Annotated in this window: 31 protein-coding genes; 15 read left to right on the forward strand and 16 right to left on the reverse strand. The window is 38.4% G+C overall.

All coding sequences use genetic code 11. The annotated features are described in order from the left end of the window. Nucleotides 1–35 precede the first annotated feature (35 nt). From D172_RS09985 to D172_RS09995, 3 genes are all read right to left on the reverse strand, one after another. A complete protein-coding gene (locus D172_RS09985) occupies nucleotides 36–809 on the reverse strand; it encodes a DNA-binding domain-containing protein (protein WP_007375402.1) in 774 nt (257 codons plus the stop codon). After that, a complete protein-coding gene (locus tag D172_RS09990; protein WP_007375403.1) occupies nucleotides 806–1,636 on the reverse strand; it encodes a DUF692 domain-containing protein in 831 nt (276 codons plus the stop codon). The genes D172_RS09985 and D172_RS09990 overlap by 4 nt, the downstream gene beginning before the upstream one ends. 175 nt (nucleotides 1,637–1,811) lie before the next feature. After that, the gene (locus D172_RS09995; RefSeq protein ID WP_007375404.1) at nucleotides 1,812–2,270 is read right to left on the reverse strand and encodes a hypothetical protein; all 459 of its coding nucleotides are present in this window, start codon (nucleotides 2,268–2,270) and stop codon (nucleotides 1,812–1,814) included. 225 nt (nucleotides 2,271–2,495) lie between these two features. Between D172_RS09995 and D172_RS10000 the strand changes: the two genes are divergently transcribed. The 4 genes from D172_RS10000 (at nucleotide 2,496) to D172_RS10015 (ending at nucleotide 5,572) form a co-directional block, all read left to right on the forward strand. Then, nucleotides 2,496–3,860 (forward strand): COG3014 family protein, encoded by a 1,365-nt coding sequence (locus D172_RS10000; RefSeq protein WP_007375405.1) that lies wholly within the window; start codon nucleotides 2,496–2,498, stop codon nucleotides 3,858–3,860. 8 nt (nucleotides 3,861–3,868) lie between these two features. Beyond that, nucleotides 3,869–4,294 carry a YcfL family protein gene (locus D172_RS10005; RefSeq protein ID WP_007375406.1) on the forward strand — a complete coding sequence of 142 codons (426 nt, stop codon included), beginning with the start codon at nucleotides 3,869–3,871 and terminating at the stop codon, nucleotides 4,292–4,294. An 11-nt stretch (nucleotides 4,295–4,305) separates the two neighbouring features. Then, the gene (gene lpoB, locus D172_RS10010) at nucleotides 4,306–4,926 is read left to right on the forward strand and encodes a penicillin-binding protein activator LpoB (RefSeq protein WP_007375407.1); all 621 of its coding nucleotides are present in this window, start codon (nucleotides 4,306–4,308) and stop codon (nucleotides 4,924–4,926) included. A 178-nt stretch (nucleotides 4,927–5,104) separates the two neighbouring features. Further along, nucleotides 5,105–5,572, forward strand: coding sequence for a glycine zipper 2TM domain-containing protein (locus D172_RS10015; RefSeq protein WP_007375408.1), 468 nt, complete (start codon nucleotides 5,105–5,107; stop codon nucleotides 5,570–5,572). 66 nt (nucleotides 5,573–5,638) lie between these two features. Here the strand turns inward: D172_RS10015 and D172_RS10020 are convergent, their stop codons facing one another. Together D172_RS10020 and D172_RS10025 are read right to left on the reverse strand one after the other, a co-directional pair. Then, a complete protein-coding gene (locus D172_RS10020; RefSeq protein ID WP_007375409.1) occupies nucleotides 5,639–6,856 on the reverse strand; it encodes a pyridoxal phosphate-dependent aminotransferase in 1,218 nt (405 codons plus the stop codon). Nucleotides 6,857–7,223: 367 nt separating this feature from the next. Continuing rightward, a complete protein-coding gene (locus tag D172_RS10025; protein WP_007375410.1) occupies nucleotides 7,224–7,568 on the reverse strand; it encodes an Hpt domain-containing protein in 345 nt (114 codons plus the stop codon). Between the two features lie 137 nt (nucleotides 7,569–7,705). Here D172_RS10025 and D172_RS10030 point away from each other — a divergent pair, with 137 nt between their 5' ends. Then, nucleotides 7,706–8,302, forward strand: coding sequence for a tRNA-uridine aminocarboxypropyltransferase (locus tag D172_RS10030; protein WP_007375411.1), 597 nt, complete (start codon nucleotides 7,706–7,708; stop codon nucleotides 8,300–8,302). Nucleotides 8,303–8,326: 24 nt separating this feature from the next. Further along, nucleotides 8,327–9,112 (forward strand): CLCA_X family protein, encoded by a 786-nt coding sequence (locus D172_RS10035; RefSeq protein WP_033022998.1) that lies wholly within the window; start codon nucleotides 8,327–8,329, stop codon nucleotides 9,110–9,112. 16 nt (nucleotides 9,113–9,128) lie between these two features. On the opposite strand, the gene dcd is transcribed toward D172_RS10035, so the two are convergent. Beyond that, nucleotides 9,129–9,713 carry a dCTP deaminase gene (dcd, locus tag D172_RS10040; protein ID WP_007375413.1) on the reverse strand — a complete coding sequence of 195 codons (585 nt, stop codon included), beginning with the start codon at nucleotides 9,711–9,713 and terminating at the stop codon, nucleotides 9,129–9,131. A gap of 6 nt (nucleotides 9,714–9,719) precedes the next feature. Further along, on the reverse strand, nucleotides 9,720–10,796 hold the full coding sequence (apbC, locus tag D172_RS10045; protein ID WP_007375414.1) for an iron-sulfur cluster carrier protein ApbC: 1,077 nt from the start codon (nucleotides 10,794–10,796) through the stop codon (nucleotides 9,720–9,722). 187 nt (nucleotides 10,797–10,983) lie between these two features. Here apbC and metG point away from each other — a divergent pair, with 187 nt between their 5' ends. Continuing rightward, a complete protein-coding gene (gene metG / locus D172_RS10050) occupies nucleotides 10,984–13,005 on the forward strand; it encodes a methionine--tRNA ligase (RefSeq protein ID WP_007375415.1) in 2,022 nt (673 codons plus the stop codon). A 128-nt stretch (nucleotides 13,006–13,133) separates the two neighbouring features. Beyond that, entirely contained in the window at nucleotides 13,134–13,781 is a 648-nt protein-coding gene (locus D172_RS10055; RefSeq protein ID WP_007375416.1) for a bifunctional 4-hydroxy-2-oxoglutarate aldolase/2-dehydro-3-deoxy-phosphogluconate aldolase, read from the forward strand. Nucleotides 13,782–13,817: 36 nt separating this feature from the next. Here the strand turns inward: D172_RS10055 and lepB are convergent, their stop codons facing one another. From lepB to aceK, 4 genes are all read right to left on the reverse strand, one after another. Beyond that, complete coding sequence (gene lepB / locus D172_RS10060; protein ID WP_007375417.1) at nucleotides 13,818–14,468, reverse strand: signal peptidase I; 651 nt, start codon at nucleotides 14,466–14,468, stop codon at nucleotides 13,818–13,820. A 152-nt stretch (nucleotides 14,469–14,620) separates the two neighbouring features. Next, entirely contained in the window at nucleotides 14,621–14,875 is a 255-nt protein-coding gene (locus tag D172_RS10065) for a DUF2999 family protein (protein WP_002963210.1), read from the reverse strand. Nucleotides 14,876–14,937: 62 nt separating this feature from the next. After that, the gene (locus tag D172_RS10070; protein WP_007375418.1) at nucleotides 14,938–15,900 is read right to left on the reverse strand and encodes a zinc-binding dehydrogenase; all 963 of its coding nucleotides are present in this window, start codon (nucleotides 15,898–15,900) and stop codon (nucleotides 14,938–14,940) included. 64 nt (nucleotides 15,901–15,964) lie between these two features. Continuing rightward, on the reverse strand, nucleotides 15,965–17,737 hold the full coding sequence (aceK, locus tag D172_RS10075; protein ID WP_007375419.1) for a bifunctional isocitrate dehydrogenase kinase/phosphatase: 1,773 nt from the start codon (nucleotides 17,735–17,737) through the stop codon (nucleotides 15,965–15,967). A 117-nt stretch (nucleotides 17,738–17,854) separates the two neighbouring features. Here aceK and D172_RS10080 point away from each other — a divergent pair, with 117 nt between their 5' ends. From D172_RS10080 to D172_RS10095, 4 genes are all read left to right on the forward strand, one after another. Further along, nucleotides 17,855–18,802 carry a LysR family transcriptional regulator gene (locus D172_RS10080; RefSeq protein WP_008138369.1) on the forward strand — a complete coding sequence of 316 codons (948 nt, stop codon included), beginning with the start codon at nucleotides 17,855–17,857 and terminating at the stop codon, nucleotides 18,800–18,802. An 82-nt stretch (nucleotides 18,803–18,884) separates the two neighbouring features. Further along, complete coding sequence (locus D172_RS10085) at nucleotides 18,885–19,334, forward strand: GNAT family N-acetyltransferase (RefSeq protein ID WP_007375421.1); 450 nt, start codon at nucleotides 18,885–18,887, stop codon at nucleotides 19,332–19,334. Between the two features lie 29 nt (nucleotides 19,335–19,363). Further along, a complete protein-coding gene (locus D172_RS10090) occupies nucleotides 19,364–19,570 on the forward strand; it encodes a hypothetical protein (protein WP_007375422.1) in 207 nt (68 codons plus the stop codon). A gap of 423 nt (nucleotides 19,571–19,993) precedes the next feature. After that, entirely contained in the window at nucleotides 19,994–20,425 is a 432-nt protein-coding gene (locus D172_RS10095; RefSeq protein ID WP_007375423.1) for a hypothetical protein, read from the forward strand. A 12-nt stretch (nucleotides 20,426–20,437) separates the two neighbouring features. Here D172_RS10095 and icd read toward each other — a convergent pair whose 3' ends face one another. After that, nucleotides 20,438–21,706, reverse strand: a complete 1,269-nt coding sequence (gene icd, locus D172_RS10100; protein ID WP_007375424.1) for an NADP-dependent isocitrate dehydrogenase — start codon at nucleotides 21,704–21,706, stop codon at nucleotides 20,438–20,440. Nucleotides 21,707–21,893: 187 nt separating this feature from the next. Between icd and D172_RS10105 the strand changes: the two genes are divergently transcribed. Next, nucleotides 21,894–22,697, forward strand: a complete 804-nt coding sequence (locus tag D172_RS10105) for a hypothetical protein (RefSeq protein ID WP_008138360.1) — start codon at nucleotides 21,894–21,896, stop codon at nucleotides 22,695–22,697. Here D172_RS10105 and D172_RS10110 read toward each other — a convergent pair. Continuing rightward, nucleotides 22,692–23,240, reverse strand: a complete 549-nt coding sequence (locus D172_RS10110) for a hypothetical protein (RefSeq protein ID WP_007375426.1) — start codon at nucleotides 23,238–23,240, stop codon at nucleotides 22,692–22,694. The two genes, D172_RS10105 and D172_RS10110, sit on opposite strands and share 6 nt — an antisense overlap. A 366-nt stretch (nucleotides 23,241–23,606) precedes the next feature. Here D172_RS10110 and D172_RS21575 point away from each other — a divergent pair, with 366 nt between their 5' ends. Further along, nucleotides 23,607–23,774: a hypothetical protein gene (locus D172_RS21575; protein WP_007375427.1), complete on the forward strand. Its 168-nt coding sequence runs from the start codon at nucleotides 23,607–23,609 to the stop codon at nucleotides 23,772–23,774. 160 nt (nucleotides 23,775–23,934) lie between these two features. Beyond that, nucleotides 23,935–24,744, forward strand: coding sequence for a TIGR02285 family protein (locus D172_RS10115; RefSeq protein ID WP_007375428.1), 810 nt, complete (start codon nucleotides 23,935–23,937; stop codon nucleotides 24,742–24,744). A gap of 67 nt (nucleotides 24,745–24,811) precedes the next feature. On the opposite strand, the gene D172_RS10120 is transcribed toward D172_RS10115, so the two are convergent. The 3 genes from D172_RS10120 to D172_RS10130 form a co-directional block, all read right to left on the reverse strand. Beyond that, complete coding sequence (locus D172_RS10120; protein ID WP_007375429.1) at nucleotides 24,812–25,387, reverse strand: YceI family protein; 576 nt, start codon at nucleotides 25,385–25,387, stop codon at nucleotides 24,812–24,814. Nucleotide 25,388: 1 nt separating this feature from the next. Beyond that, entirely contained in the window at nucleotides 25,389–25,940 is a 552-nt protein-coding gene (locus D172_RS10125) for a cytochrome b (protein ID WP_007375430.1), read from the reverse strand. A gap of 145 nt (nucleotides 25,941–26,085) precedes the next feature. Next, a complete protein-coding gene (locus D172_RS10130) occupies nucleotides 26,086–26,922 on the reverse strand; it encodes a segregation and condensation protein A (protein ID WP_007375431.1) in 837 nt (278 codons plus the stop codon). Nucleotides 26,923–26,925 lie beyond the last annotated feature (3 nt).

Raw genomic sequence — 26,925 nt, forward strand, 5'->3', positions numbered from 1 at the left:
ATTCCTTTGCAACAAAAAAACATTGTTGTTTAAACTTACTCGTTAATTAACCAACCACGTTCAAGCCACTGATTAATTTTAGTAATTAAAAACCCAGCGATTTGCTCACCAGGGAGCTCATTTAAACAGGATTGGCATAACTGTGCAAAGGGTGTGTTTTGTTTTAATAGATTCAGTAAGCGATGCTCTTGTGCATCAACGCTTAAATATTGTGTACGCCTGTCAATATCACGTGCAATAACCCAAAAGCGAGGTTCTGAGGCTATTGGTTCTGGCGGTGTTTGCTTTTCTTTTATTGCCTGCCAACTTTCAACCGCCAACGTATTAAACGCGACTAACTGTACACTTGGATGTAATTTTAATAGTAAATTTGGCCATTGCTGTGGTTCAATACTTTCAAGCTCTGATACATTGAGTAATGTTTTATCGCTTGCATCAAACGCGCTTAGCAATAGTCGTTCAAATTTGGCTATATCTGCAAGTATGGGGTAATCGTTAAAAGGAGTATTGGTGGCTAAGTAATCAGGTAATTTATCTGCAAAAATTCGTAGTGACGTATGAGTTGAAGGATATAAAGCTAAATAACCATCAACCATCATCTCAAATAAATCATCACCTAAGTAAATGCCCAACTGTTCGTGATCTTGTTCTACAACAGCTCTTAAACGAATTTTATAAGCGTTTTGATAAATAGAGAGTCGCTGTTGTGTGTTTAACTGCCCTTGCTGCGCAATTTGGTCGCTAATATCCGAACTTTCACCTTGCAGTAAATCCATAAACTGTTGTTGCAGCTTCGCTAAATCGCTCATGCTCTAATATCCCAAAACGGTTTCACTAGCGTTTTAGCATGCTCAAGCTCAGTTATTAAATCATCAAGGGAGCCAATATTATCATCGCGTTCAATCATAGTACTTACAGGACCTAATGTTTTTGCATACTGAGCATATAAGTCCCATACCGCATCTGGGACATCTTCATCATGAGTATCTATAATATGCGTACCAAAGTCTTGATGTCCTGCTAAGTGAATTTGCGCAATAGCAGTACTCGGAATAGCCGATAAATAATCCATTGCGTTAAAGTCGTGATTACGTGCACTTACATAAACATTGTTTACATCCATTAAAAACTTACAGCCAGTTTGCTTATGTAATTGCGCTAAAAATTCCCACTCACTCATTTGTGAAGCGTTGTATGTTAAATAACTCGACACATTTTCAAAAATCATCTCTCGGCCTAGGTAGTCCTGAACTTGCGATATTTTATTAGCTAAATGTTCAAGCGCCTCATTGGTGTAAGGCATTGGCAGTAAATCGTGGCTATTTATGCCGCCAACTTGAGTGAAGCATAAATGATCAGACACCCACTGCGGCTCTACTCTTGCAATGGTGTTTTTTAACTGATTTAAATAGTCTTTGTTGATTGCGTCTGTACTACCAATCGACATTGATACACCATGCATCACAATGGGGTAATCAGATCTGATTTTATTTAAATAATGCCAAGGTTTTCCACCGGCTACAAAATAGTTTTCTGAAATAATTTCAAACCAATCTACAGCTGGTTTCTCTGCAATAATTTGCTCAAAATGAGGGGCTCTTAGTCCTAAACCAAAACCTAAAAAACGATTTGTCATAAACTTCCTTAATAAGCCTGAATAATAAAATACATCGTTCAGGCTTATTTTATGCGTTCGATAAATTTTTATACCAATTGCATTAAATTAGTGATCTATTATAGCGCTAAGAAAATAACGCAATAAGTGTGCTATTTAATGCGATAAAAAGATCATATTTTTAATAAAATTGGTATTAGCTACCTACAGAACCACCAATGTCACCACATGCTTTTGCTGGCATTGATACAAAACCAGTCCCTTTACACGATGCATGTCCAGCGCACGCGTTATTAGCTGTTTTACAATCGTTATGACCGCCACACACATTTACATCATTACAATGTACTAAATCAGCTTTAGCTACACTGCCAACCCATTTATCTTTTACTTTACCGCCAACGTCAGCACACGCTTTTGCAGGCATAGCTACAAAACCAGTCCCTTTACATGATGCTTGACCAGCACATGCATTTTCAGCTGTTTTACAATCGTTATGACCGCCACACACATTTGCATCGTAACAATGAACTAAATCAGTTGTTGCGCCATTATTTGCAACAGAACTTGATGGTGATGTTTCTGCCTCTGTTGCATTACAACCAACTAAACCTGCAACCATTACAGCCATTGCTGCACCTGTGAACTTTTTCATTTTTTATTTCCTCTGAGTGATATAACAAATAGCTAGACCGTAAAAGCTAAATTACTATTTCAGTGTAGTTGATAAAAAATTAATAGAGTTCACGTTTTGTTCACCAGTGTGATCTTATATTTTTAGATTAGCAGGCAATTTTACTCTACGATTTTTTACAATATTTCACACATTTAGCTAAAAATAATATGTTAATGTATGTAGGTAAATTAAGAGGAGTGCGCAGTGCGCCTAAGTATAACTTTAAGCTTTTGTTTTATTTTAAGTGGGTGTAGCACAATAGGTTTTAGTGACCTATTTAATGACTATGCCACGCAAATGACACCAATAAGAAATGCGATCGAGAAAAATAATATCGAAGAAGCGCAATCCCTTATTGCTAATAATAGCACCCTGCACAGCAGCTACTTACTCAACCAACTCGAGCAAGCTCGTTTAAACGACTTAGCGAATACAGCAAATGATGCACAAAGCAAATTCGAGAATGTGTATACGCAAATGCAAAAAAAACGTGAAGCCGCCAAAATACAGGTAAGTGCAGGGCTTGAACAAAGTAATGCGTTATTTACTAACGACTCAGCCATTACCTATGTTCCACCTGCTTACGAAATGAGCATGCTTCATAGCTATAAAGCACTTAACTATGTATATAAAAATGATATTGAAGGCGCTTTAGTAGAAATTCGTAGAGCTAATAAAGTACAAGTTGATGCACTTGCAGAAAATCAAACTGAAGTAGACTCAACAATAAAAGAAGCGCAACAGCACTACCCGAGTATGAACAATGTAACCAGGGATGTAAAAAATGGCTTTCAAAATGCCTACACGTTTTACTTATCTGCTTTGCTTTACCAAAGTGCTAAACAATACGACGATGCTTATATTGATTATAAAAAAGCACTCGCTATACAACCTAACAATATTTATTTACAACAGGACGTAATACGCCTTGCTAAAAAACAAGGGTTTGCGCAAGACTTAAGTGAATTCAAAAAACGTTTTAGTGATGCGCCAACTATTTCTTCATCACAAGGCGAAGTGATTGTTTTATTTGAACAAGGCTTAGTACCAAAACAAGATGAATTTAAACTGCGCTTACCAATTTATTCATCACGTGGCGATGCACGCTTTTATAGCCTAGCAATGCCGGTATATAAAGATAACGCCTATGTGCGCCGTCTTAACACCATAAACATTGATGTACAAAGCTTAACGCTTAGTCCACTGGTACACATTGAAGCACTTGCAGCCAAAACATTAGAAGATCAAATACCTGCAAAAGTAGCCCGTCAAGTACTTAGGTTAGTGGCAAAAGAAAAAGTGCGTGCAGAGTTTGCTCGCAGCGCCGGTGATGTAGGTAACATAATTGCCAATATTTATAATTTGGCATCTGAGCAAGCTGATACACGCAGTTGGCTTACGCTTCCAAATCAAATAAGTGTTGCAAGGCAAAACCTAAATACAGGTGAGCATTCTCTGCATATAGGCACACAAGCGCCTATAAATTTCACCATTAGTAAGCAAGGGTTAACGTTAATTTACTTAACCTCTATCAATAACTACTTTAATTACCACGTAGTTCAACTTTAGGAGCCATCATGAAATACATAGCGCCATTATTAGCAGTACTAATGCTAAGTGCATGTTCAAGTAAACCGATTACATCCGGTATTTCTGTTGAACAAAATAAAAGCCAGTTTAATGAGCAATTACGTGTTGATAACCCAGCTTTAAGTAAAAAGCTGACTATAACTGACATAAAGACCCGTCAAACAAACCAGTTAACCGATGTGGTAGTGACACTTTCGAGTCAGTATAAAAAATCACAGTATTTACAGTATCAATTTAATTGGTTTGATAAAGACGGCTTTGTTATTAAAGGCAACCACTCACCTTGGCAAGCACTCACCTTATTTGGTTTTGCAAAAACACAATTACCGGGCTTAGCACCAAGCTCTGATGCGGTTACCTTTTCTTTAGCAGTTAGAGAAGTGTCTACCGAATCACAAGAATTTAAAGATTAAAGGAAACAACCATGATCATCAGTAACAAATTTAAAACAGCATCAACTTACGCTTTAGTTGGCTTGAGCGCTTTAGTATTAAGTGGCTGTGCTAATAAAGCCGTAGTAAGTTATGGCGACGCACAAGCCGTAGAAACAACCGATATTAATTTTGGCTCTACTGACTTACAAAAAGTAGCGAGCCAAATGACCGATTCATTACTCAGCTCACCCGTTGTTGGCACAATGACCGCTAATAAACGCCCTGTAGTATTTGTTGAGCGTATTAAAAACAAAACCAGTGAACACATTGATACTGAATCAATCACCGATTCAATCTCAACACAAATGCTACGCAGCGGTAAGTTCCGTTTTGTAGATATGACCCGTGTTGAGTCAGTACGTGAGCAATTAACTTTTCAAAACGAAGATGCCCTTGTTAACCCTGCTACAGCCGTTGCATTTGGTAAACAAATTGGCGCGCAATATATGTTATACGGAAATTTATCAAGTATCGTTAAATCAAATGCTGATAAGTCAGACGTATACTATAAATTTACGATGCGTCTAATGGATATGGAAAGCGGCCTAGTTGAATGGGCAGACGAAACTGAAATTCGTAAAACGAAAGAAAAATCAACCTTTGGCTGGTAGCTAATACCAATCGGCTTATATATGGGGTCTATTTAACGTTAAGAAAATTACGCTAGTACTAGGCAAAAATTTTTGTATCTAGTGGTTCTAAATAAAAAATTTTTAACGACGTTATAGCGCAATTTAATTCGTTAAATTGATCAAAGATTTATGCAGGTTGGTATAAAAGGAGCAAGTTATGAAAGCAATTACTGTAATGATGTGCGCTTTACTTACAATAAGTGCGCCTACGTTTGCTAAATACGAGCGCAATAAAGCAGTTCCTGTGCAGCAAGTTTTATTTGGTGACGTAAAATCGGTCCGCAATATTACCGAACAAGAAATCATTCAAGACAAAAACAACGGCTGGAAAACCTTCGGCGGTGCATTACTCGGCGGTGTTGTAGGCAACCAGTTTGGTGGCGGTAGCGGCCGCACAGTAGCAACAATATTAGGCTCGGTAATTGGCGGCAGTGTTGCACATAATAGGCAGCAGCAAAGTCATTATCAGCAAAATCATTTTGTAGAGTTATTAATACAAGTTGAAAACGGCGATCAGTTTATGGTTGTTCAAGATCAAGACCAATCAATGCGCTTTAGCAAAGGCGATAACGTAAGATTAGTTTACTTGAACGACAACACGGTGCGTGTAGATAAAGCGTATTAGCTAATATATTCATGACTAAAGTAAAAAACGAGCCAAATTTGGCTCGTTTTTTTATTTTTTTAATAGCTATACTTGGCGATAGTCTTTAAAAAAGCGCTTCATTTTTAACATCGCATCCGATAAATCATCTTTGCTTGGTAAAAATACCAACCTAAAATGATCCGGCTCGGGCCAATTAAACGCCCTGCCATGCACAAGTAATATTTTTTCGGCTTTTAGCAAATCGTACATCATCTTTTCATCATCTTTAATGTTAAAAAGTGCTGTATCTACTTTGGCAAACGCATAGAGCGCGCCTTTTGGTTTTTTACAACTAATGCCTTCAATAGCGTTTAACCCGCGCCATGCTATATCGCGCTGCTCGTATAAGCGACCACCAGGGTTAATTAAATTATCAATTGATTGCACGCCGCCCAACGCTTGTTGAATTGCATATTGCGCAGGTACATTAGCGCACAAACGCATAGATGAAAGTATTTCAAGACCTTTGCGTAAATCATCCATAACTGAGGTACGACCGCTTAACACCATCCACCCCATTCTCAGCCCTGCTGCACGGTAGGTTTTAGCTAAACCGTTAAAAGTAATGATTGGTACATCATCACAAAGTGAGCCGATTGAAGTATGCGTTATATCATCGTATAAAATCTTTTCGTAAATTTCATCGCTCAATAACAGTAGTTTATGTTCACGTGCTATATCAATTAATTGCATTAGCAAATCGTCACTGTAAACCGCACCTGTCGGATTATTAGGATTGATTAATACCAGCGCTTTAGTTTTAGATGTTATTTTGCTTTTTATATCTGCAATGTCCGGAAACCAATCTTGCTCTTCATCACATAAATAATGCACCGGATTACCACCCGATAATGTGACAGAAGCAGTCCAAAGTGGATAATCTGGAGCTGGAATAAGCACTTCATCGCCATTATTTAATAGCGCTTGGGTGATCATTTGAATAAGTTCGCTTACGCCATTACCAATATAGATACTATCTACATCTAAATTATGTAATCCACGTTGTTGATAGTGCTGATAAATAGCCACGCGGGCTGAATAGAGGCCTTTAGAGTCACAGTAACCTTGGGCTGAATATAAGTTGCGGATAATATCGCGGTGCATATCTTCTGGCATATCAAAACCAAAAGCAGCCGGATTACCTATATTCAATTTTAATACTTTTTGACCTTCGTCTTCCATTTTTTTAGCTTGTGCTAAAACCGGCCCACGAATGTCATAACATACACCTTCTAATTTGTGACTCTTTTTAATATCAGACATTTTTACCTCTTTAGGGCGTATTGACTTTATGGATTAAATTTGTTCAACCTAGGGGCGATTTAATCGCGGCGCGAGATTTGTAACCTAATGGGCTAAGTAAAAATTGAGTAACAAAGAGAAAATAGCCCCTAGGAAGAACCCTCTGGGCAATGCGTGTTTGGTTTTTATGTGTTGTTATCGCCTATTTATGTGGAAAAACCACACTGCATAGGCTCTGCCTAACCTAAAAACCAGACACTCGTTGCAAATTCAATCCCGAAAGATCAATACGCCCTAGTGAGTCTTTAGACTAACCTAGTAAAGGCGTAAAATGCCAGTCAATTTAGGTGCTTAATACTGAAATAAATTCACGTTTCAGCTTCAATAATTAGCGAGATGCTAACCATTCATTGAGCTTAGCTTGAGAGCCTGTTACTTGAGCCATTAAGCTATTAGATGCGTCGATAGCTTTAGCTAGGTTATCTAGGTTTAAATTTTGCTCAATAACACGCGATACTTCAGCAAGGCTTGAAGCGCCAAACTGCGCCGCGTTCGATTTTAAACTGTGAGAGTGACGAATAGCCGCTTCTCTGTCTTTACCAATAGTTGCTAAAACTTCAGAGCCTAAACGTTCAAACTCTGCGCAACAAAAATCAAGCGTGTCAGCAAACTGCTCACCCAATAACGATTCCATACTCTCTAATGCCGATGTATCAATATTTATTTCTGTCATATTTTAAGCCCTTAAAACAATCCATGTAAGTTACAGTTTAATAGTACTACTTTATATTGATGCGTAAAAAAAACCAACTTAATTACCTTATAAATGTATAATTGCGAGGATCATACTGGCAACAAAAAGTTTATTAAATGGCACGCACACTTTGTAATCATTGTAACTTTTCACTAAACACCTGTATTTGCAACGCAATTACAAATATAAACAACAAAGTTACGGTTATTATTCTACAGCACCCGAGTGAAGAAAAAATAGCAAAAAATACCGCTAAACTACTCAATTTATGCCTAACTGATTGCCAAATAATCAAAGGCGAAAATAATGATGACTTTTCCATACTAAAAACACTGCCAGTAAGCTCAACTGTTTTACTCTACCCTAACGAACACGCTATAAATTTAGACGATAGCGCTGAGCAGCTAAGTGTAAAAAACATCACCCATTTAATCGTGGTTGATGGTACTTGGAAAAAAGCCTACAAAATTTTGCAACTCACCACATTACTAAATCAATTTAAAACGGTCAGTTTTAAACAGCTACCCAAAAATCGTTATGCTATTCGTAAAGCCCCTAGGGCCGACAGCCTATCCACACTTGAAGCTGTAGCGCATAGTTTGTTTTTAATAGAGCAGCTAAATCCCGCACCACTTTATAATACGCTTAATGAATTAATACAAAAACAAACCCAACACATGCCTGAGCACGTAAAAGCACGTTACTTAGATTAAATTCGTTACTATATGAAACTTGCAATGCGTAACTACCCTAACAGACTAAAACGTGGCTTTACTCGCCAAGGACCCGACTATCGCTTTGACGACCAAGTCGACTTTAGCGATATAAGAGATACCTTCGGCTTTAGATCTATGGTCGTCGGTAAATGGGTAACTAAAGAAGAGCGCTACATTAGCGCTAATTTAATTTACGATGCGCTGGCGGATCTTGCGCAAATACTGCATTTACCGCCCAAAGCTATTGGCCTGCGCGGCAAGCTTAACTTTGCATTTGGTCATGGTGGTCAAAAAGGTGTGCAAGCGCATTATAATGCAGCTTCTCAAACGCTTGCCCTTGCAAAAAATGCAGGCGGTGGTGCACTTGCTCACGAATGGTTTCATGCGTTTGACCATCATATAAGCGAGCATTTATTTGCAGCAAAACCACGATTTGGTTTTGCCTCAAAATTATGGCTTTCAAACACGCCTAATTTATCGCATCCACTTAATAATGCTTTGAACAGTTTTTATAAACATGTATTTTTAGATGAAGATGGTATTGATGCAAATAACTTTGTACAAACGTGTATAGAACACGATAAAGCCCACAATATGGATTATATGAGCATGCCAGAAGAGCTTGCAGCGCGGTGTTTTGAAGCCTGTATTGAAGGCCACACATATATAAAAAATAGCTTTTTAGTGGGAGGCTTAAAAAGTAGTAATTTAATATACCCAAATAGTGAGCATATTAATAAAGCAAATAAAGCGCTTAACCAGTATTTTGAGTTACTTGGCTATGCGCTTCATAAAATAGACGAGTAATGCCTATATTTGGTGATTATTTATCGTCACTAATACGACTTGCTACTGCGCTGCTTTGATCTTTGTATTTTGCATCTTTACGAATATTGTATGGGTTTTCACATGGGCCCGATAACATTTCAAAGCTCATAGCCCCAATTTTCATCAGTGGGCGAAGCGCCAGTGGTAATTTACCTGAGTTGTAAAACTCTAAAACAATATTACCGCTCCAGCCTGGGTCTATTCGGTGCGCGGTTACATGCACCATTAAACCTAAACGTGCAAGCGATGAGCGTCCATCTAACCAACCTACTATATCTGCTGGCAACGTTACTTTTTCATGGGTAATAGCCAGTGCAAGTTCACCTGGGTGTAAAAAGAATGCTTCACCTTCATCAAGCACTATTTCTTCACTCATGATCGATTCCATGGCCTTATTTAACTGATCTTTTGGACCACTTAAATCAACATATGCGGCGTTATGCGCATTAAAAGTTCTAAATTTATTTCCCAAGCGTAAATCGGCAGTCACGCCTGAAATCATATCACTTGTTGGTGCAGGCTCAATAACAATGCGGCCATCGCTTAGGTATTCTTTAATATGTGTGTCTGAAAGTCTCATTATTTATTAATCTTCTGTAATCACAATTTCAATCGCATTGTGATGCTGTTGATAATAGAGCGTGCTGGCTATTAGCCTCGCTGCTGCGCTGTATGTTTTGCTTATTGTTGCGTCGTTATCGTTTGCAATAAGTTTACCTTGCTCAGAATACTCACGTATATCTATTGCAAGTGGAATATGGCTAAGTACAGGCACGCCATGCTTGTGCGCCAACTTTTGTGCACCGTCTTTACCAAATACGTGATTTGCCTCACCGCAGTGGCTGCAAATGTAGTGGCTCATATTTTCTATTAAGCCAAGCACCGGTACGTTTACTTTATTAAACATAGCAATGCCTTTTTGCGCATCGGCAAGGGCTAAGTCTTGCGGCGTAGTGACAATAACTGTGCCGCTAGCGGGTACTTTTTGGCTCATTGTAAGTTGAATATCACCGGTGCCAGGTGGCATATCAACAATTAAGTAGTCAAGCTCGCCCCAATCGGTTTCGTTAAGTAACTGGCTCAGCGCGCCTGACGCCATTGGTCCACGCCATACCGTGGCATCATCGCTTGGAACTAAAAAGCCAATTGACTGCGCTTTAATGCCATTTGCATCAAAAGGCTGTAGCTGTTTGTTATCTTTAGTGACGGGCTCTGCGCCCACTAACCCTAAAAGCATTGGGATAGATGGGCCATAAATGTCAGCATCTAAAATACCCACCTTTGCGCCTTCATTTTTAAGCGCGCCTGCCAAGTTAACAGCAGTAGTCGACTTACCTACCCCACCTTTGCCTGAGGCAATAAGCACAATATGTTTAATCGCTTTAAACTTAGCCGCCTCTTTAATGATAACCTTGGCGCTAATTGTTACAGGCACATTTAAGCTTTCACTTACGTGTTGCTCAACTAAAGGCATTTCTGATTGCCCAGCAAATGGCAGAGTTAATTTAATGTGTAGTGATTTATCGTCATTTTGAGTAATAGTATCGATAAAGCTTTCGTCAATACCGACGGCAAAAGCCGCACTACGATATGCCGCTAAGGCAGTTATAATCGGTTGTTTTTGCACCGATTTAGAAGAGAATAGTTTCGACAGTCCAAACATAGCAATTAAATAGCGTTTCTTTGATGAAAAGTGCCACGGAATTATGTAACATTCAGGGCATTAACACCAGTCAATTAATAAAAATCCATAAGCTGTGCGCACTCTAAGCAGATAGCTTGTAGATAAATTAATGATAATTGCCGTTTGTATAATAAAAACGGCGCTTTATCCTCAATTCGGAATGATTATGACGCAGCGAAAGATCCTGATTACCAGCGCATTACCTTATGCAAATGGCCCTACTCACCTAGGTCATTTATTGGAATATATTCAAACTGATATTTGGTCACGTTTTCAAAAACTACAAGGCCACGAAGCTTATTATGTTTGCGCAGACGATGCCCACGGCACGCCAATTATGCTTAATGCGCAAAAGCAAGGGATCACGCCTGAAGAAATGGTAAAACAAGTGAGCATAGAGCGCCAACGCGACTTTGCTGACTTTAATATCAAATTTGATAACTACCACAGCACGCACAGCCAAGAAAACAAAGAATTAAGCGAACTTATTTATAACCGCCTAAACGATGCCGGTCATATTAAAAAGCACACTATTTCGCAATTATTCGATCCAGAAAAAGGTATTTTCTTACCAGACCGTTTTGTAACAGGTACTTGCCCAACGTGTAAGTCTGAAAACCAAAACGGCGATAGCTGTGATTCGTGTGGTGCTACATACAGCCCTACCGAACTCATTAATCCGCGTTCTGTAATGTCAGGTGCTGAGCCTGTACTTAAAGATTCTGAGCATTACTTTTTTGACCTGCCAGCATTTGAAGGCATGCTAAAAGAGTGGTTACACTCGGGAACTATTCAGCAAGAAATGGCTAACAAGCTAGACGAATGGTTTACCGATGGCCTGCAACAGTGGGATATTAGCCGTGATGCGCCTTACTTTGGTTTTGAAATCCCAAATGCACCAGGCAAATATTTTTACGTTTGGCTAGATGCACCTATTGGTTACATGGCGAGCTTTAAAAACCTATGTGACGAAAAAGGCCTCGACTTTGATGCGTTTTGGGCTGAAGGTTCAGACGCAGAGCTTTATCACTTTATTGGTAAAGACATTATCTACTTCCACAGCTTATTTTGGCCAGCAATGCTAGAAGGCGCTAATTTTAGAAAGCCAACTAACGTATTCGCTCATGGTTTTGTAACTGTGAATGGCGAAAAAATGTCTAAATCAAAGGGTACGTTTATTAAAGCGCGTACTTATTTAGATAACTTAAACCCAGAGTACTTACGTTACTACTACGCAGCAAAATTAAGTAGCGGTATTGTTGACCTTGATTTAAACCTAGAAGACTTTGCACAGCGCGTAAATTCAGACCTAGTAGGTAAAGTAGTCAACATAGCGAGCCGTTGTGCTGGCTTTATTACTAAAAAGTTTGATGGCAAGCTAAGCAGCACTATTATGCAACCAGAGCTGTTAGCAGAGTTTCAAGCTGCTGCACCGAGCATTACAACACACTACGAGAACCGCGATTACAGCCGCGCAATTCGCGAAATAATGGCGCTTGCCGACAAAGCAAACCAATTTATTGATGGCGCAGCACCTTGGGTATTAATTAAAGACGAAACTAAGCAACAAGAAGCACACGAAGTGTGTTCTCTTGGTCTTAACTTGTTCCGCGTTTTAATTACTTACTTAAAACCCGTGTTACCAGGAATGGCTGATAACGTACAAGCGTTTTTAAATGACGACCTTGCATGGGACGGCGTTCAAAATGCGCTAGTAAGCCACCCTATAAATAAATTTAAACCGTTGATGCAACGTGTTGAAATGGATAAAGTGAACAAAATGGTTGAAGAATCTAAAGAAAGCTTAGCACCAAAAGTAACAATTGACCCTAACAGCCCACTTGCAAAAGAGCCAATTAGCGACGAGATTGAGTTCGATGATTTTGCAAAAGTAGACTTACGCGTAGCTAAGATTGCTAAAGCAGAGCACGTAGAAGGCGCAGATAAACTACTTAAGCTAACACTTGATTTAGGCGGCGAAACTCGCCAAGTGTTTGCGGGTATTAAATCCGCTTACGCACCTGAGGATCTTGAAGGCAAGTTAACCGTTATGGTTGCTAACCTTAAGCCTCGTAAAATGCGCTTTGGTATGTCTGAAGGCATGGTATTAGCAGCAGGCCCTGGCGGAAAAGAAATTTATATTCTTAACCCAGATGACGGCTCAGAGCCTGGTATGCGCGTAATGTAATATTACGCATACAATAAAAACCGCTGATACATCAGCGGTTTTTTTATGGGCAAAAGTAATGTTTAGTCGTATATTAAGCCTAGCCGTTTATACAAACGCCTTTGCATTAAATAAAGTGAATTGTAATTATGACCCAAATTTTAGATACCAACAGAACAAAAGTAAGTAGCCAAATAAAGCAACACAAGTTAGTCGCCATACTGCGCTTAAAACAACAAAGCGATGTAGCACCATTAATTGATTGTTTAGTAAATGTGGGCATACACGTATTAGAGATCACTTCAAACACACCTGGCTTTGAGCAAGAAATAGCAAAAGCGCGTGCAGCTCACAAAAATGCACTCATTGGTGCAGGTACAATAATAAATACCACCCTTGCCCAGCAAGCTATTGATGCAGGCGCGCAGTTTATCGTAACGCCAAATACCAACAAATCGGTTGTCGAACTTGCCCACCAGCACGGGTTACCCGTATTAATGGGCGCACTAACACCTACCGATGTAGCAAATGCAATTGAATATAACGCTGATATTATTAAGGTATTTCCTGCTGGTAGTATGGGCGTTGGTTACTTTAAAGCATTAACGGGTCCATTTTCAGAAGCACAATTAATGCCTGTTGGTGGTGTGAATTTAGATAATATATCTCAGTGGTTTGAAGCAGGTGCTTGTGGCGTTGCAGTCAGTGGCGATTTTTGTAAGGTATTAAATACCGAACAAGAGCGTAGTGTTCTTACCAAGCTTGTAAAAAAATATATAAGTAAACTGCCTAAATAGGCAGTTATATTTTAACTATAAAATTAATTATCTTATTTAATTGAGCTTTTTCAATACGCGGTCTTTTCTTGGTAGGTAATAGTTATCGTAATCAAGAGACACTATAACGCGCTCTGCTTTTCCTAATAACTCATTACGCGGAATTAAACCTATTACACGCGAGTCAGCGCTATTGTCGCGGTTATCGCCCATTGCTAAATAATAATCATCAGGAATTGTAATTGCGTCAAAGCCCGATAAACGTGAAGGAATATTTGCCACTCTTATCGAATGCGCTAACCCGTTTAAATCTTCGATTTTATCAAGCGAGTCTATGTTGCTTTGCTGATCTGCATAATTAAGTTTTTTACCATTAATAATGAGCTCATTATTTTCAAGCGCAACCGTATCCCCTGGCACACCAATTACACGTTTAATTAAACGGTTATCGGCAGCTTGTGAGTCAAAAACAATAATATCACCGGTTTGTGGGTCCGCTAGTTTAAGTAGTTTTATATGCGTAAATGGGACTCGAATATCATAGGCCATTTTATCGGTAAGTATTCTGTCACCTTCTTGAATTGTTGGTTTCATTGAGCCTGTTGGCACTTCGTACCAATCGGCTACAGCGCTTCTAAATACGCTCATTAGTGCAATAAATACGATAAGAGAGCGGTTGTTTTTCCAAAACTTATAAAGCGGTTTCATGTTATTTCCCTGCGTTAATTAAGTATTATTATGACTAACTAAATGCTGAGCAGTTCAATGTAGAGTGTAACAAAAAGTGTGTGCTTTACGGCGGGTATAGCAAGGTAGTTGCTTACCTTGCTATATGATCAATCTGAAAATTAGATTATCAATTACTGTTGATTTAGTTTTTCTTTCGCTTCTTTTACTTTTTCAAAATCTAAACCAAGTTCGTCAGTCGCTTCTTTAATAAGATGCGGTTGAGTCATCACGACTGCCATTAATTGTTGTAACTTTTCTGGCGGAATACCAAGCTCTTGAACAAGCGCCATTGCCATCATTGGGTTTTGAGTAAACGCTTCAAACAATGCTTTTACTTTTTCGTCGCTTACATTGTGCTCTTTAAGTATTGCTAGTATTGGATTCATTATTAAACCTTAAGTATTTTTTATAGGGCTTAGTATATGGGCTAAACCCTAAAATTAAAGAGTTACTCTACAAGTAAAACCACTTTTCCTGCGTTTTCATTACGCTCTAAAATAGCATGGGCTTCGTTTGCGTCGCTCCAAGGCAATGTTTTATACAGGTTAAAATCGTACTTTTTATTGGCAATATCATTGTAAAAGCGTGCTACAAAGTCGTCGCGCACCTGGCGTTTAAACTCAATACTACGATTTCTAAGCGTTGAGGCATGAAACGAAATACGCTTTTGTAAAAGCGCGGCAAAATCAACTTCAGCAAAACGTCCATCTAAAAATGCAAGCATTACAATTTGGCAATCCATGGCTGCAATAGCGGCATTTTTATTTAAGTAACTACCCGAAACAGGATCTACAATTGCATTTGCTGTTAACTCATTTGCTTTCATATATTCTACAAAGTCAGTGGTTTTGTAGTTGATTGTATGATCGGCACCGAGCTCTTTTGCGTGTTGGCATTTATCATCCGTACCAGCGGTAATAACCACGGTAGCACCAGCGCTTTTAGCCATTTGAATTGCGGCACCGCCTACGCCACTAGCACCTGCATGAATAAGCGCTGTTTGCCCTTTTTGCAATTTACCAAGCTCAAATAACGCGCCAAATGCTGTTAGGTACACTTCGCTTATTGCTGCGCCTTCAGCCATTGTTACATCATCGGGTAATTCCATAAGCTGCTTTGCATCAACGGCTACGTATTCACTGTAAGCGCCACCAGAACACAAAGCAAAAACACGTTTATTAAGCCAAACTCTATCAACTTTACCACCAATATCGCTAACAACACCGGCACATTCTAAACCTAGAATAGGGCTATCTCCCGCAGGGGCCGGGTATTTACCTTGGCGCTGCATACTGTCTGCACGGTTTACACCTATTGCTGCAACTTTAACAAGTACTTCATGGCTCTTTAAAACCGGCTTTTCGGTTTCACTAAATGCAAGATTGCCATCTTCATGAGAAATATATTTCATTGTTGCTCCAAGTTTAAAAACTGTAATAACATATAGATGGGGATGAACACAGATTCAAACAACCTCAAAAGCGCCAACTTTGTTTATAAGGATAAACATCGGGTAGATAACCATTATGTATTTCTTGCTGACAACTCTGCCAAAACGTCGCTAAAAACAAGTTACTGTGCTCATCATTAAAATAGTTAAACGCAATATCGTTGGCACTAAAAAACACCTTAAATTGGCTCGGAAATATATCGTTTTCAGCTATATCAAAATACGAGTTACTACTTAGCTCTTCGAGTGCATTTTGGGTTTGTGGCACGTCTCTAAAGTTACAATCGGTAAGCGGGCAAATTTCGTCAAAGTCGTAAAACACCACTCGCCCCCATCGCGTTACGCCAAAGTTTTTCATTAGCATGTCGCCCGGAAATATATTAGCACCGGCTAATTCTTTAATTGCTTTACCGTAATCAACCATTACTCGCTCTAAGCTTTTGTTATCGCATTGGTTAATATATAAATTAAGCGGGGTCATTTTACGCTCAACATAAACGTGCTTTAAAATTAGTGCCTTGCCAGATATAACTATGCTGCTGCCAATTTGGCTTTTCATCTGCTCAAGCAGCTCGTCGCTAAAACGGCTTAAATCAAACGCTAAATATCTAAATTCGTGTGTGTCTACCAAACGACCAACCCTATCGGCTTGTTTTACAAAGTTATACTTTTCTTTCACTTGTGCTTTGGTAGCTGTTTTTGGCGCACTAAATTTGTCTTTAATTACTTTATAAACGTAATCTAGCCCTTCAATAGTAAATACCAGCATTACCATACCTGGCGTCCCTGGTGCTGTAACATACTTGAAGTTGGCTGGACTATTTTTAGTCGTATCAATCTTGTGCCGATAAAACTCAGTTTTGGCGTGCTTTATAAAACCAATGGCGTTAAATAACTCAAAGCGTTGTTTATGTGGCATTAACACACTTAAGTAATCTACATAACGTGCGGGCTTATCGGTATCAACCATAAAATAGGTGCGTGCAAAACCAAATAATAAACTTAATTGATCGGCGCCCATCATTACAGCATCAAGCTTTAGTCCCTCATCGGTATTTAAAATAGCGATAGCAAAAGGCATATTGTCGCCATTTTTAGCAATGCAGCGCCCAATTAAATAACAGGCTTTGTTTCTAAAAAATAATGAGTTGGCGTATTCAATATACCCGTCGTTTAAATTTATAAGTTCGTACACCTGTTTGCATTGCTGCTTAGCGCCTTGCATTAACGTACTTTGTAATGTGGCTACATCGCGTTCTAAATTACTAAATGGCACTCTAAATATTTGATTAGTAATAAGCGTTTTAACGGCGTTATTAAACCCATTATTTAGCGATACCCTGCTCACTAAGCTTCCATAAGAGCGTGGATCACTACGATACTTTGCTTTTAATACAAACAAATGCACAGTACGAATTTTTTTATCGTCCCAAATTGCCCCAAACGTTGAATTAAAAAAAGTATGCGCAATAGGTTTATTTTCGTGATTTTGTACCATATCGCCGTAAATATTTTTAGCTAACTGCCACGTTTGCGGGCAAGTAAGTTCAGCATAAGCAATAACTCTCACGGCTTCACTCACGTTTTTCACTTCGCGCTCGTAAACCTGTAAACGCTCACGCATAGCACTTTGCACACTGTGGTACTGTCGTTGTTCAAAACGGCTTTGCGCACCCAGTGTAATATTTAAAAATTGCGAAAACATCGCCTCAAATCCAGCAAAAACAGATCGCGCAAGCTTGCTGGCAATAACGTTTTGCAGCGTATTATTAGATTGATTTGTTAGCCTGTTTTGCATAAATACAGCACTTATATTGATGCCAGTTATGGCGGTTATTTTTTATTAATTGTTTACACCTTAGCAAGCAGGCTTTAATTTAGATAATTAATAAACCATATAAATAGAATTGATTCTATGAATATAAGAAACGTCGATCTTAACCTTCTCGTTTACTTAAATGTACTCATCGATGAAAAAAGTGTGTCAAAAGCTGCGAATAAGCTCGCGCTTACGCAACCGGCTATGAGTAACGCATTAAAACGTTTGCGCGATTTATTTGACGACCCACTGCTGGTGCGTGCTGCAGGCTCTATGACGCCAACGGCAAAGGCACTTGCATTAAAGCCTGAAGTTGAGGCCCTATTAAAAATGGCCGAAGCTATTACGCAGCCTAGTGAGCAATTTAACCCTACAACGGCTGAAGTTACGTTTAGAATAATGGCAAACGACTACATAGAGTCGACCCTAATAGCCCCTTTTATAACGGCGCAGCTTAGTAAAAACCCCGGTATTAATTTTGATGTATTAAGTCCAAGCGACGTAAACCTACAAGATATGGAAAAAGGCACTATAGATTTAGCAATAAATCGCTTTAATGGCCTGCCACGCTCGTTTCATCAAGCCAGTGTTTGGCGCGATAATTACTGTTGTTTAACCCATCCTAAAAATACATTTTTACAGCAATCAGGGTTAGACGACTACTTACAAAAAGAACATATTTGGGTAAACCGTGCCGGCTGGGGGCCTGAAGCCGCTGTTACTAATAAATCAGGAAAGCAAAAATTAGGCTGGGTAGATGAAGCGCTTTGGCAACTAGAACAAACCCGTAAAATACGTGTTTTTACTCGCCACTACATGGTCGCAAGCCTGCTTTGCCAATCAGAGCAACTTATTGCCACCCTACCGCGCAGGCAAGCTAAGTTATTAACCTCTCATACTGATTTAGTTATCAGCCCTGTACCATTTCAAATAGTGCCTATTGAAGTAAAAATGATATGGAGCCCACTGCTGCACCACGCCCCTGCACACCAATGGTTAAGACGTGAGTTATTAGCGTTTGCTAAAACGATTGCAGATAGATAAATTATTATTTTCATCACATCAAGCACCAGGTATTTTACTATCGCGTATAATGTCCAAGCTTTACTTTCATTAGAAGAATATAATGATAAACAAACTTAATAATAAGAATAACGATACTGCAAATAAAATTTTTGCTGTCTTTCAAAAATCCTATGCTATAGAGGCTAAACTGATCGGCGCGCATAACTTTCCTCCTTTAGCGCGTAATATTAAAGGTATAAAAAAGTCAGAAACAACTTTTTATGGCTACAGCGAAAATGAATGTTTAGCAGCCGTTATTGAAGTAGATACAAACAACGAGTGTTTAGATATTTGTAGTTTAACCGTTGATCCTAATCATTTTAAAAAAGGTATCGCAAGTAAGCTAATAAGTTATGTTTTAGCAATGAGTGATTTATCTCATGCAATAGTGGAGACTGCGGTTGCTAATACTCCTGCAATAAATTTATATAAAAAGCATGGCTTCGTGGAATTTAAAAGATGGACTCCTTCACATGGTATTGAAAAGCTGGCTATGTCGGTCGTAATTTAAATCAGTATTTCAAAATAGGTAATTTACAAATGGATAGTGCATCAATAATTGCGTGGAGTGTTTTGTTTGGTGGCATTGGTATTGGCTACCTTACTTACGGGCGAAGAAAAAAAGCCGTAGTACCACTTTGTATTGGTTTATCGCTATTGGTATTTCCGTATTTTATGAGCAGTGTTAGCATGCTGTTGATTGTAGGCGCTATTTTAGTGGCTATTCCCTACTTTATTAAAATTTAACATTACTACTGTTATTGTTCATGTGACGGCTAAATAAAATACACAAGAAAATAAAAAAGCGCCGTGGTATTCAACTTTGGGAAAATACCATGGCGCTTTTGGAAATCGTCGATATAGGAGTCTACCTACAGTGTATGATTAGCAAGCTTAGTACCAACTTCATAAAAAAATTAAAATTCAATAAAAACAATTAACTAATAGTCCATCTTTATTCCTCAATGACTCCCCTTGTTCCAGTTTTGTGCACGTTTTTACCACTCTGCACCAAATTAATTAGTATAATTTAGGTATGTTTTCTATTTTTTATTTAGTTTTAAAACTTACTATTGATGAAATCAATATCAGTTATTGAAAACAACAATTTCATTAATAATACACTTAGCGCTAGAGTGAAGTTAAGCCAACAAACTAAGAGTAATTATTATGACAACATCAAGCTTCACACAACAAGACGGGTTATTTATTGATGCTAATTTACATCAGTTTATTGAAGAGCAGTTATGCACTAAAGCTAACACCACTGAAACTTACCAAGCATTAGCTACTTTAGTTGATGAGTTTGGTTGTAAATGTCGTAAAACAAAACATCAGCCAGATGATGTATTAGAAGTAGATACATTATTAAACGCATACCAACTTAAAAACCACCCGCTTTGCCATGTCGATGCGCAAACGACAGAAGCTGTTTTAGATGAATATTGCTGCCAGGTTCCTGCAATTATTGTTGTTGCGTTAATGGATACGCTTAGTGGTACGCAGTGCGATGAACCTCAAGCACATGAGATTTACCATCGTGCAGCGCAGTTAACCAACCGCCCTTGCATGCACAGAGTAAAAACTGCCTCAGCAGCTTAATAATGAATGTGTTTAAAAGTGCTCGATAACCTTCTTTGCAAAGCCAGTACAAGTTAAGGTTGTCGAGTTATGAATACTTGAGTTATCGCTCTGCTCTTGCGCTAAATCAAAGGTTACTTCACCGCTTTTAAATGTTTGCTCTAACGCATTTTCTATCAGTAATGCGGCCTCGTCCCATCCCATAAATTTAAGCATTAATACCGCACTTAAAATACTACTGCTGGGGTTTGCTTTATTTTGCCCTGCTATACGTTCAAACGTGCCGTGTGTAGGCTCAAAAAATGCGACATCGTTATTTAAATTTGCAGCAGGCATTATGCCAACACCGCCAACTTGTGCGCTCAGCATATCCGCTAAAAAGTCACCATTTTGGTTAGTCGTCACCACTACATCAAATTGCTCTGGGTGCATTAAACATTGCTGCAGCATGTTGTCGGCTATAACTTCTTTAATAATTAGAGGTGCTTGATTTACTCGCTCTATTTGCAGCCAACGCCCATTTTCATGTGCAGTGGCATTAAATTCGCTTTGTGCAAGTGCATACCCCCAACGCTTAAATGCCCCATCGGTAAATTTAAGTACATTGCCTTTGTGCACTAGTGTTAAGGATTCACTATCGTTTTTAAGTGCATAGTTAATGGCAAAGCGCATTAGTCGCTCAGAGCCTTCTTTAGATATATTTTTAATACCAATACCGCATTCTTGTGAAAACCTTAAGCGGGTTACCCCCATTTCTTCGCATAAAAAGTCGAGCATTTTTTCGCTTTCTACACTGCCAGCTTGCCATTCAATACCTGAATACACATCCTCGCTGCTGTCGCGCAGCACGGTTATGTTTGTTAAAAAAGGATTTTTTAAAGGAGAAGGGAGTGCACTAAAGCCTTTTATAGTGCGCATATTTACAAACAAATCCATTTCTTGCCTGAGGGCTACATTGAGTGAGCGAAAGCCACCACCCAGCGGCGTTGTTAACGGCCCTTTTATGGCAATTTTACAGGCGCGTACTGCGTTAATTGTTTCTTGTGGAAACCAGTCACCGTCATACAGTTTTGCGGCTTGCTCGCCGTTATAAACCTGCATCCAATGTATTTTTCGAGCGTTTTTGTAACAATGTTCAATTGCACTATCAACAACGTGGCGCATTACCGGCATGATATCTAAACCCACGCCATCGCCATCAATATAAGCAATGATAGGTTCTAACGGAATTTGCCACTGTCCGTATTGGTCTATCGTGATATTTTGACCTTGCGTTGGCACATTTATATGTTGGTACTGCATTGCTAACACCTACAAAGGTTCTATAAATATGATTAAAGCATGCTAATTAAGGCGTGTCTGTATTTGTACTTTTATAGTTACTATCATTTAAAAAAATAACAAATTAACTGTGACTATTTACGTCATGAGTTGGTCTTGTTTAATTAGCCTTATCGTATTAGCTATTAAATTACAGTGGAACACTTTAATGAAACTCTTTTTTATATTGCTACTATCAATCAACTCGTTTAAAACGTTAGCCGTTGAGGTAGTAATACACAACCTCAATTCACTCTCAAGTAGTGGTCAAAGGACGGTGTCTACTTGGGTGAATCAAAGTGTTGAAAAAACACAAAATACGTTAGGGCCTCTAAAACAAAGTACCTTACCTATTTATTTAAAACCGCAATATTTTGCTTTTGAGCCAGTACCTTGGGCTACTGTAAAGCGAAATAATCCCGATGGGCTAGAACTACATATAGATCGTTACGCCAGTTTAAAAGCATTCACTAAAGATTGGACGCTATACCATGAACTTTCACATTTATATTTGCCGCTATTTCCCTACTCCGGTTTTTGGCTAAGCGAGGGTTTTGCCAGTTATATGCAAAACGTAATAATGCGTGACAGCGGTATAATCACCCAGCCGCAGTTTGTACAACGCTTAAATGCAGGGTTTGATCGTGCCCGCCTGCAAACCAAAACTAAAACACAGCCACTTAATAAGCTCTCTGCCGATATGTGGAAACAACGTGCTCAGCAACGTGTTTACTGGACAGGCGCAGCTTTTTTTGCCCAAGCAGATCTAGCATTGCAAAAACAAGGGCAAACTTTGGCAAGTGTTATAAAGGCGTATCAATTATGCTGTAGGCCAGCACGCTCTAACGCTAAAATGTTTATAAAAGAGCTTGATAAACAATCTAGAAGCAGTGTTTTTTCTACTCTATACGCACAATACAATAACCGCACTGACTTTCCTAATATTACAAAAGCGCAAATCAATCAGCTATAACGCTACTTTTAAGTAATGGCTAAAATAGTTATACGCTTGCTCATTAAAATTGACTGAGTGCTCGTTCATAAAACCATGTAGGTAGTTTGTTTTATTACACTTTACTGCGGACTTATTATTTAAAATGGCTATCACTTCATCAACATTAAAATGTACCTCATGTTTAGGAAAAATAAACTCACAGGGTACGTTTGCATCTAATGCTAAATAATTACGAATTTGTGATGGGTAGAACCCTATTAACTTTTTAAGGTGTGTATTGCCTGTTAATAACTGTGCGCGCCATGCTGCACTTGCCCCTGCGCTAAATGCGATACAAGTTGTTGGTGCTTGCAAATGCGCAAAACATTTTTGAAGTTTGTCGGTGTATTTATCATGCCCGCATTTCTGTATGAATTTATTGTAGTTATATTCTTCACTATCAATAGGTTGTAACTCATTATCATAAGGATCAATAACCGTTACCTTAGTGTCAAACCCCTCTGTAAACTGCGTAAAAGCAGGTGTTAAACCAAAAATATCGCTCGCAATTAGGTAATTCATACTTATCCTTTAGTAAATAAAATTGGAGGCCATAGGCAGTTGATAAAATGTATTATAAATAAATAAAAAAATAGCTTGCACATAATATACATATAAGTTACCTTCCCTCTCTGGTTTAAAGAAACCGCCGCGGTTAACCATTTACCCTGATCCAGTAAGCCCCGCAAAACGTATATTTGAAAGCTAAGTTATTGTACGGCGAGAACCCCTTAAATAATACCGAGATGAATTTTATTATCATCGCAAAAGTGTCATAAAGATCGTCAACACTGTAATGAAGCTAAACACAACATCGTTTATTTATTGACTGCACGAAGCTATAAAATATAGCGCAGAATAAATAACAAGAATAAAGTGAGTTTTATTATGTCTTATAAATATAATGGGTCTATGATCCAAATTGCACATCCAGTGCAATCAATTTCAGTAAACAAACATCGTGTAATTTTTAGTGATACACAAGGTTTAAAAAATGCATTATTTCAAAAAGCGAGTGATGCACGCCAATTTGTTAAATGGCTAAAAGCTAGTTAAACAAAACTTTAATTGCTTTTTATTATTGCGATTATTGAAAATATATTTTGCCAGCCTCGTTGCTGGCATTTTACTTTTTAGCCCTTTAATGGTTACAATAGTTTTACAATAATAATTATTGGCAACTGCTGTAATGCTCCGTTTATGTATACTTTTTTTAATGTTTTGTTTTTTAAGCCCTGTAAGTAATGCTAAAACCATTAATTGGTTAACGCACGACTTTGCACCGTACTACATTTTAAATGGCCAATATCAACACCAAGGCCGCGATGAAAGCATTATATCCCTACTTGAAAAACAACTACCCGCTATTACCTTTAATCAAATTATCATCCCTTCGGGAAAAGTAATCCAAGAGCTATCAAATACGTCCAATAATACTTGCGCATTATCTCTTTATAAAAATGATTACCGAAAAAAGCATATTTACTTTACAGACGAAAGCTCAACTACAGGCCTATCACCTTCTGTTGCTATGCATAGCAAGCTTGCAGACGCACTTGAATTGCCTGATGCGACTGAAGTGTCATTATTAGATTTAATACGTGATAAAAAGCTAACACTCGGCATATCAATGAGTCGTTCTTATGGAAAAGAGATAGATTCGGTTATAAACACTACTCCCGATATAGATTTAGTAATAAGACCTACTCGCGACAGCTTAGCGAGCCTTACTTATATGCTTAATTTAAAACGGATTGATATTTTATTGGGTTACCCAAGCGAACATTATTATTTAGCTAAATTAATGAATTTTGATAAAAATTTAACACAACGACCGTTAACCGAATCCCCTGCGTTAAGTTATGGCTTTATTGGTTGCACTAAAAATGAGCAAGGTGCAAAAGATATAGCAATGCTTAATGAGCAGCTCAAAGTAATAAAAAAAACACCAGCTTATAATGATGTGCTAATGCGCTGGTTGCCAGAGCATTTAAGGCCTTTATTGCAAGAGCGTATAGAAAAATAAGTATTTATAGAAAAAAGCGCCATTAAAAATGACGCTGTTTATTGTTTATAATTAAGTATTTTATATATTACTGACGAATACCTTCAATAAATAAACCTATATCTACATGGGTAGAGGCTGGCCCTAAATTGTAATCAATACCGTAGTCGGTAAGCTTAAGGCTTGTTTCACCTTCAAAGCCTACACGGTAACCACCCCATGGATCTTTACCTTCACCCACTTTATCAATTTCAAAAGTAATGGTTTTGGTTACACCATGCAGCGTAAAATCACCTGTTACTTGACCTGAATCGTCTTCAAATTTAATACTGGTGCTTTTAAACGTCGCTGTTGGGTATTTATCAACATTTAAAAACTCTTTACCACGAAGGTGTTTATCGCGCTCGGCATGATTAGAATCAAGGCTTGTTGTATCTATATTAACCATAATTTGCGACGCATTAAGGTTTTTAGCATCGTAGTTAAATTTACCATCAAAGGTATTAAAACGGCCATGTAACCAGCTGTAACCTAAATGTTTAATTTTAAAGTTTACAAATGCATGAGCACCCTTTGTGTCAATTACGTAGTCGGCTGCATTAGCAGTTGTTACCGATAACATCATTGCAGCCGAAACGGCTGTGCTTACTAATAATTTTTTCATTTTAATCATCCTTTAATGGTTTGATCATTCTAATTAAGGTTTTATCTTTATCGATAAAGTGATGTTTTAACGCCCCTAGTGCATGCAATACTGCAAACCCGATTAATGTGCACGCGCCGTAATAATGTATTTTTCCTGCAATATCGGCTTGGTCATCAAAGGCAAAATCAAGCGCTGATACATTAAATAAAGTAAATACTTCTATTGGACGCCCGTCTGCGGTTGATATTAAATACCCTGCAACAACAATAACAGCCAAAATAATATACATAGCAATATGCGCAGTATGTGCTAATTGGTTCATGCCTTTACTTTCACCTAATGGTTTAGGTTGTGTAGATAAAGCACGCCATAAAATTCTAAATAAGAATACGGCCACAAGCGTAATACCAATGCTTTTATGTAAATCGAGCGAGCCTTTATACCAGCTATCGTAATAAGTAAGCTCAACCATATATAAACCTAAACCAAACAGGCCAAAAATAGTCAACGCCATGAGCCAATGTAAAATAATGGCGACAAGTCCGTAAGATGAAGGTGTATTTTTAAACATGTGTAACGTCCTATAATGCTATGACGTTACAATATAGTGCATAGCCTTAAATGAAAATAACATTTACAAACACTTTACGTGCGTATACGCACAGAACTTTGATAATTAAAGTCAGTTTTAGAAGTTGAGGATTAAACAGATAAGTTTATAGAGTGGATTGCTCGCTCAAGCTGACATAAATTAAGCTCTCTGGGCTTACTTGCAAACAAGTAACAAGTCCTTCTTTAATGAGTTCAAGCATGGCTATAAAACTAACTACCACACCACTACGCCCTTCATCAGGCGTAAAAAGCGCATTAAACACCACTGCTGAATTTGCTTTCGATAGCTGTTGTAATATTTGGCTCATTCTCTCTCGGGTTGAGAGTACTTCGGCAGTAATTTGATGATGTTCAAACGTTTTTGCTCGCGCCATTACATCACTCAGCGCCAGCATTAAGTCTTTAAGTTCAATATCGGGGAGGTTTTGACTTGTGTCTTCATTTATTGGCATAGCGGCATGCGCTATAAAAATATCACGCCCAACACGGGGGATATCATCGAGGTTTTCGGCGGCTTTTTTAAATAACTCATATTCTTGTAGACGTTTAATAAGCTCAGCGCGAGGGTCTTCTTCCTCTTCAAGCTCTTCGTGTACAGGAAGTAATAAGCGCGACTTAATTTGTGCAAGTAACGCGGCCATAACTAAATATTCACCGGCAAGTTCGAGTTGAAACTCGGTCATCATTTCAACGTAACTTACATACTGCTCTGTAATACTAAAAATAGAAAGGTCGAGCACATCAAGCTTATGCTTTTTAATTAAATAAAGCAGTAAATCGAGCGGGCCTTCAAAGGTTTCTAATATTATTTCGAGCGCACCGGGCGGAATATATAAGTCTTCTGGTTTATCTACAACCGCTTTACCATGCAAAAAAGCCAGTGGCAGCTTTTGCTGCACTGGCTTTTCACTACTTTTTGTATCAGCAGTATTTTCGCTCACTTG

This window comes from Pseudoalteromonas sp. Bsw20308 (assembly GCF_000310105.2).
In the GTDB taxonomy this organism is placed as follows: domain Bacteria; phylum Pseudomonadota; class Gammaproteobacteria; order Enterobacterales; family Alteromonadaceae; genus Pseudoalteromonas; species Pseudoalteromonas fuliginea.

What these genes read in the sequence shown, in the direction of transcription:
- D172_RS09985 (WP_007375402.1), bottom strand. Translation starts at nt 809, where the DNA reads ATGAGCGATTTAGCGAAGCTGCAACAACAGTTTATGGATTTACTGCAA.
- D172_RS09990 (WP_007375403.1), bottom strand. Translation starts at nt 1,636, where the DNA reads ATGACAAATCGTTTTTTAGGTTTTGGTTTAGGACTAAGAGCCCCTCAT.
- D172_RS09995 (WP_007375404.1), bottom strand. Translation starts at nt 2,270, where the DNA reads ATGAAAAAGTTCACAGGTGCAGCAATGGCTGTAATGGTTGCAGGTTTA.
- D172_RS10005 (WP_007375406.1), top strand. Translation starts at nt 3,869, where the DNA reads ATGAAATACATAGCGCCATTATTAGCAGTACTAATGCTAAGTGCATGT.
- lpoB (WP_007375407.1), top strand. Translation starts at nt 4,306, where the DNA reads ATGATCATCAGTAACAAATTTAAAACAGCATCAACTTACGCTTTAGTT.
- D172_RS10015 (WP_007375408.1), top strand. Translation starts at nt 5,105, where the DNA reads ATGAAAGCAATTACTGTAATGATGTGCGCTTTACTTACAATAAGTGCG.
- D172_RS10020 (WP_007375409.1), bottom strand. Translation starts at nt 6,856, where the DNA reads ATGTCTGATATTAAAAAGAGTCACAAATTAGAAGGTGTATGTTATGAC.
- D172_RS10025 (WP_007375410.1), bottom strand. Translation starts at nt 7,568, where the DNA reads ATGACAGAAATAAATATTGATACATCGGCATTAGAGAGTATGGAATCG.
- D172_RS10030 (WP_007375411.1), top strand. Translation starts at nt 7,706, where the DNA reads ATGGCACGCACACTTTGTAATCATTGTAACTTTTCACTAAACACCTGT.
- D172_RS10035 (WP_033022998.1), top strand. Translation starts at nt 8,327, where the DNA reads ATGCGTAACTACCCTAACAGACTAAAACGTGGCTTTACTCGCCAAGGA.
- dcd (WP_007375413.1), bottom strand. Translation starts at nt 9,713, where the DNA reads ATGAGACTTTCAGACACACATATTAAAGAATACCTAAGCGATGGCCGC.
- apbC (WP_007375414.1), bottom strand. Translation starts at nt 10,796, where the DNA reads ATGTTTGGACTGTCGAAACTATTCTCTTCTAAATCGGTGCAAAAACAA.
- metG (WP_007375415.1), top strand. Translation starts at nt 10,984, where the DNA reads ATGACGCAGCGAAAGATCCTGATTACCAGCGCATTACCTTATGCAAAT.
- D172_RS10055 (WP_007375416.1), top strand. Translation starts at nt 13,134, where the DNA reads ATGACCCAAATTTTAGATACCAACAGAACAAAAGTAAGTAGCCAAATA.
- lepB (WP_007375417.1), bottom strand. Translation starts at nt 14,468, where the DNA reads ATGAAACCGCTTTATAAGTTTTGGAAAAACAACCGCTCTCTTATCGTA.
- D172_RS10065 (WP_002963210.1), bottom strand. Translation starts at nt 14,875, where the DNA reads ATGAATCCAATACTAGCAATACTTAAAGAGCACAATGTAAGCGACGAA.
- D172_RS10070 (WP_007375418.1), bottom strand. Translation starts at nt 15,900, where the DNA reads ATGAAATATATTTCTCATGAAGATGGCAATCTTGCATTTAGTGAAACC.
- aceK (WP_007375419.1), bottom strand. Translation starts at nt 17,737, where the DNA reads ATGCAAAACAGGCTAACAAATCAATCTAATAATACGCTGCAAAACGTT.
- D172_RS10080 (WP_008138369.1), top strand. Translation starts at nt 17,855, where the DNA reads ATGAATATAAGAAACGTCGATCTTAACCTTCTCGTTTACTTAAATGTA.
- D172_RS10085 (WP_007375421.1), top strand. Translation starts at nt 18,885, where the DNA reads ATGATAAACAAACTTAATAATAAGAATAACGATACTGCAAATAAAATT.
- D172_RS10090 (WP_007375422.1), top strand. Translation starts at nt 19,364, where the DNA reads ATGGATAGTGCATCAATAATTGCGTGGAGTGTTTTGTTTGGTGGCATT.
- D172_RS10095 (WP_007375423.1), top strand. Translation starts at nt 19,994, where the DNA reads ATGACAACATCAAGCTTCACACAACAAGACGGGTTATTTATTGATGCT.
- icd (WP_007375424.1), bottom strand. Translation starts at nt 21,706, where the DNA reads ATGCAGTACCAACATATAAATGTGCCAACGCAAGGTCAAAATATCACG.
- D172_RS10105 (WP_008138360.1), top strand. Translation starts at nt 21,894, where the DNA reads ATGAAACTCTTTTTTATATTGCTACTATCAATCAACTCGTTTAAAACG.
- D172_RS10110 (WP_007375426.1), bottom strand. Translation starts at nt 23,240, where the DNA reads ATGAATTACCTAATTGCGAGCGATATTTTTGGTTTAACACCTGCTTTT.
- D172_RS21575 (WP_007375427.1), top strand. Translation starts at nt 23,607, where the DNA reads ATGTCTTATAAATATAATGGGTCTATGATCCAAATTGCACATCCAGTG.
- D172_RS10115 (WP_007375428.1), top strand. Translation starts at nt 23,935, where the DNA reads ATGTTTTGTTTTTTAAGCCCTGTAAGTAATGCTAAAACCATTAATTGG.
- D172_RS10120 (WP_007375429.1), bottom strand. Translation starts at nt 25,387, where the DNA reads ATGAAAAAATTATTAGTAAGCACAGCCGTTTCGGCTGCAATGATGTTA.
- D172_RS10125 (WP_007375430.1), bottom strand. Translation starts at nt 25,940, where the DNA reads ATGTTTAAAAATACACCTTCATCTTACGGACTTGTCGCCATTATTTTA.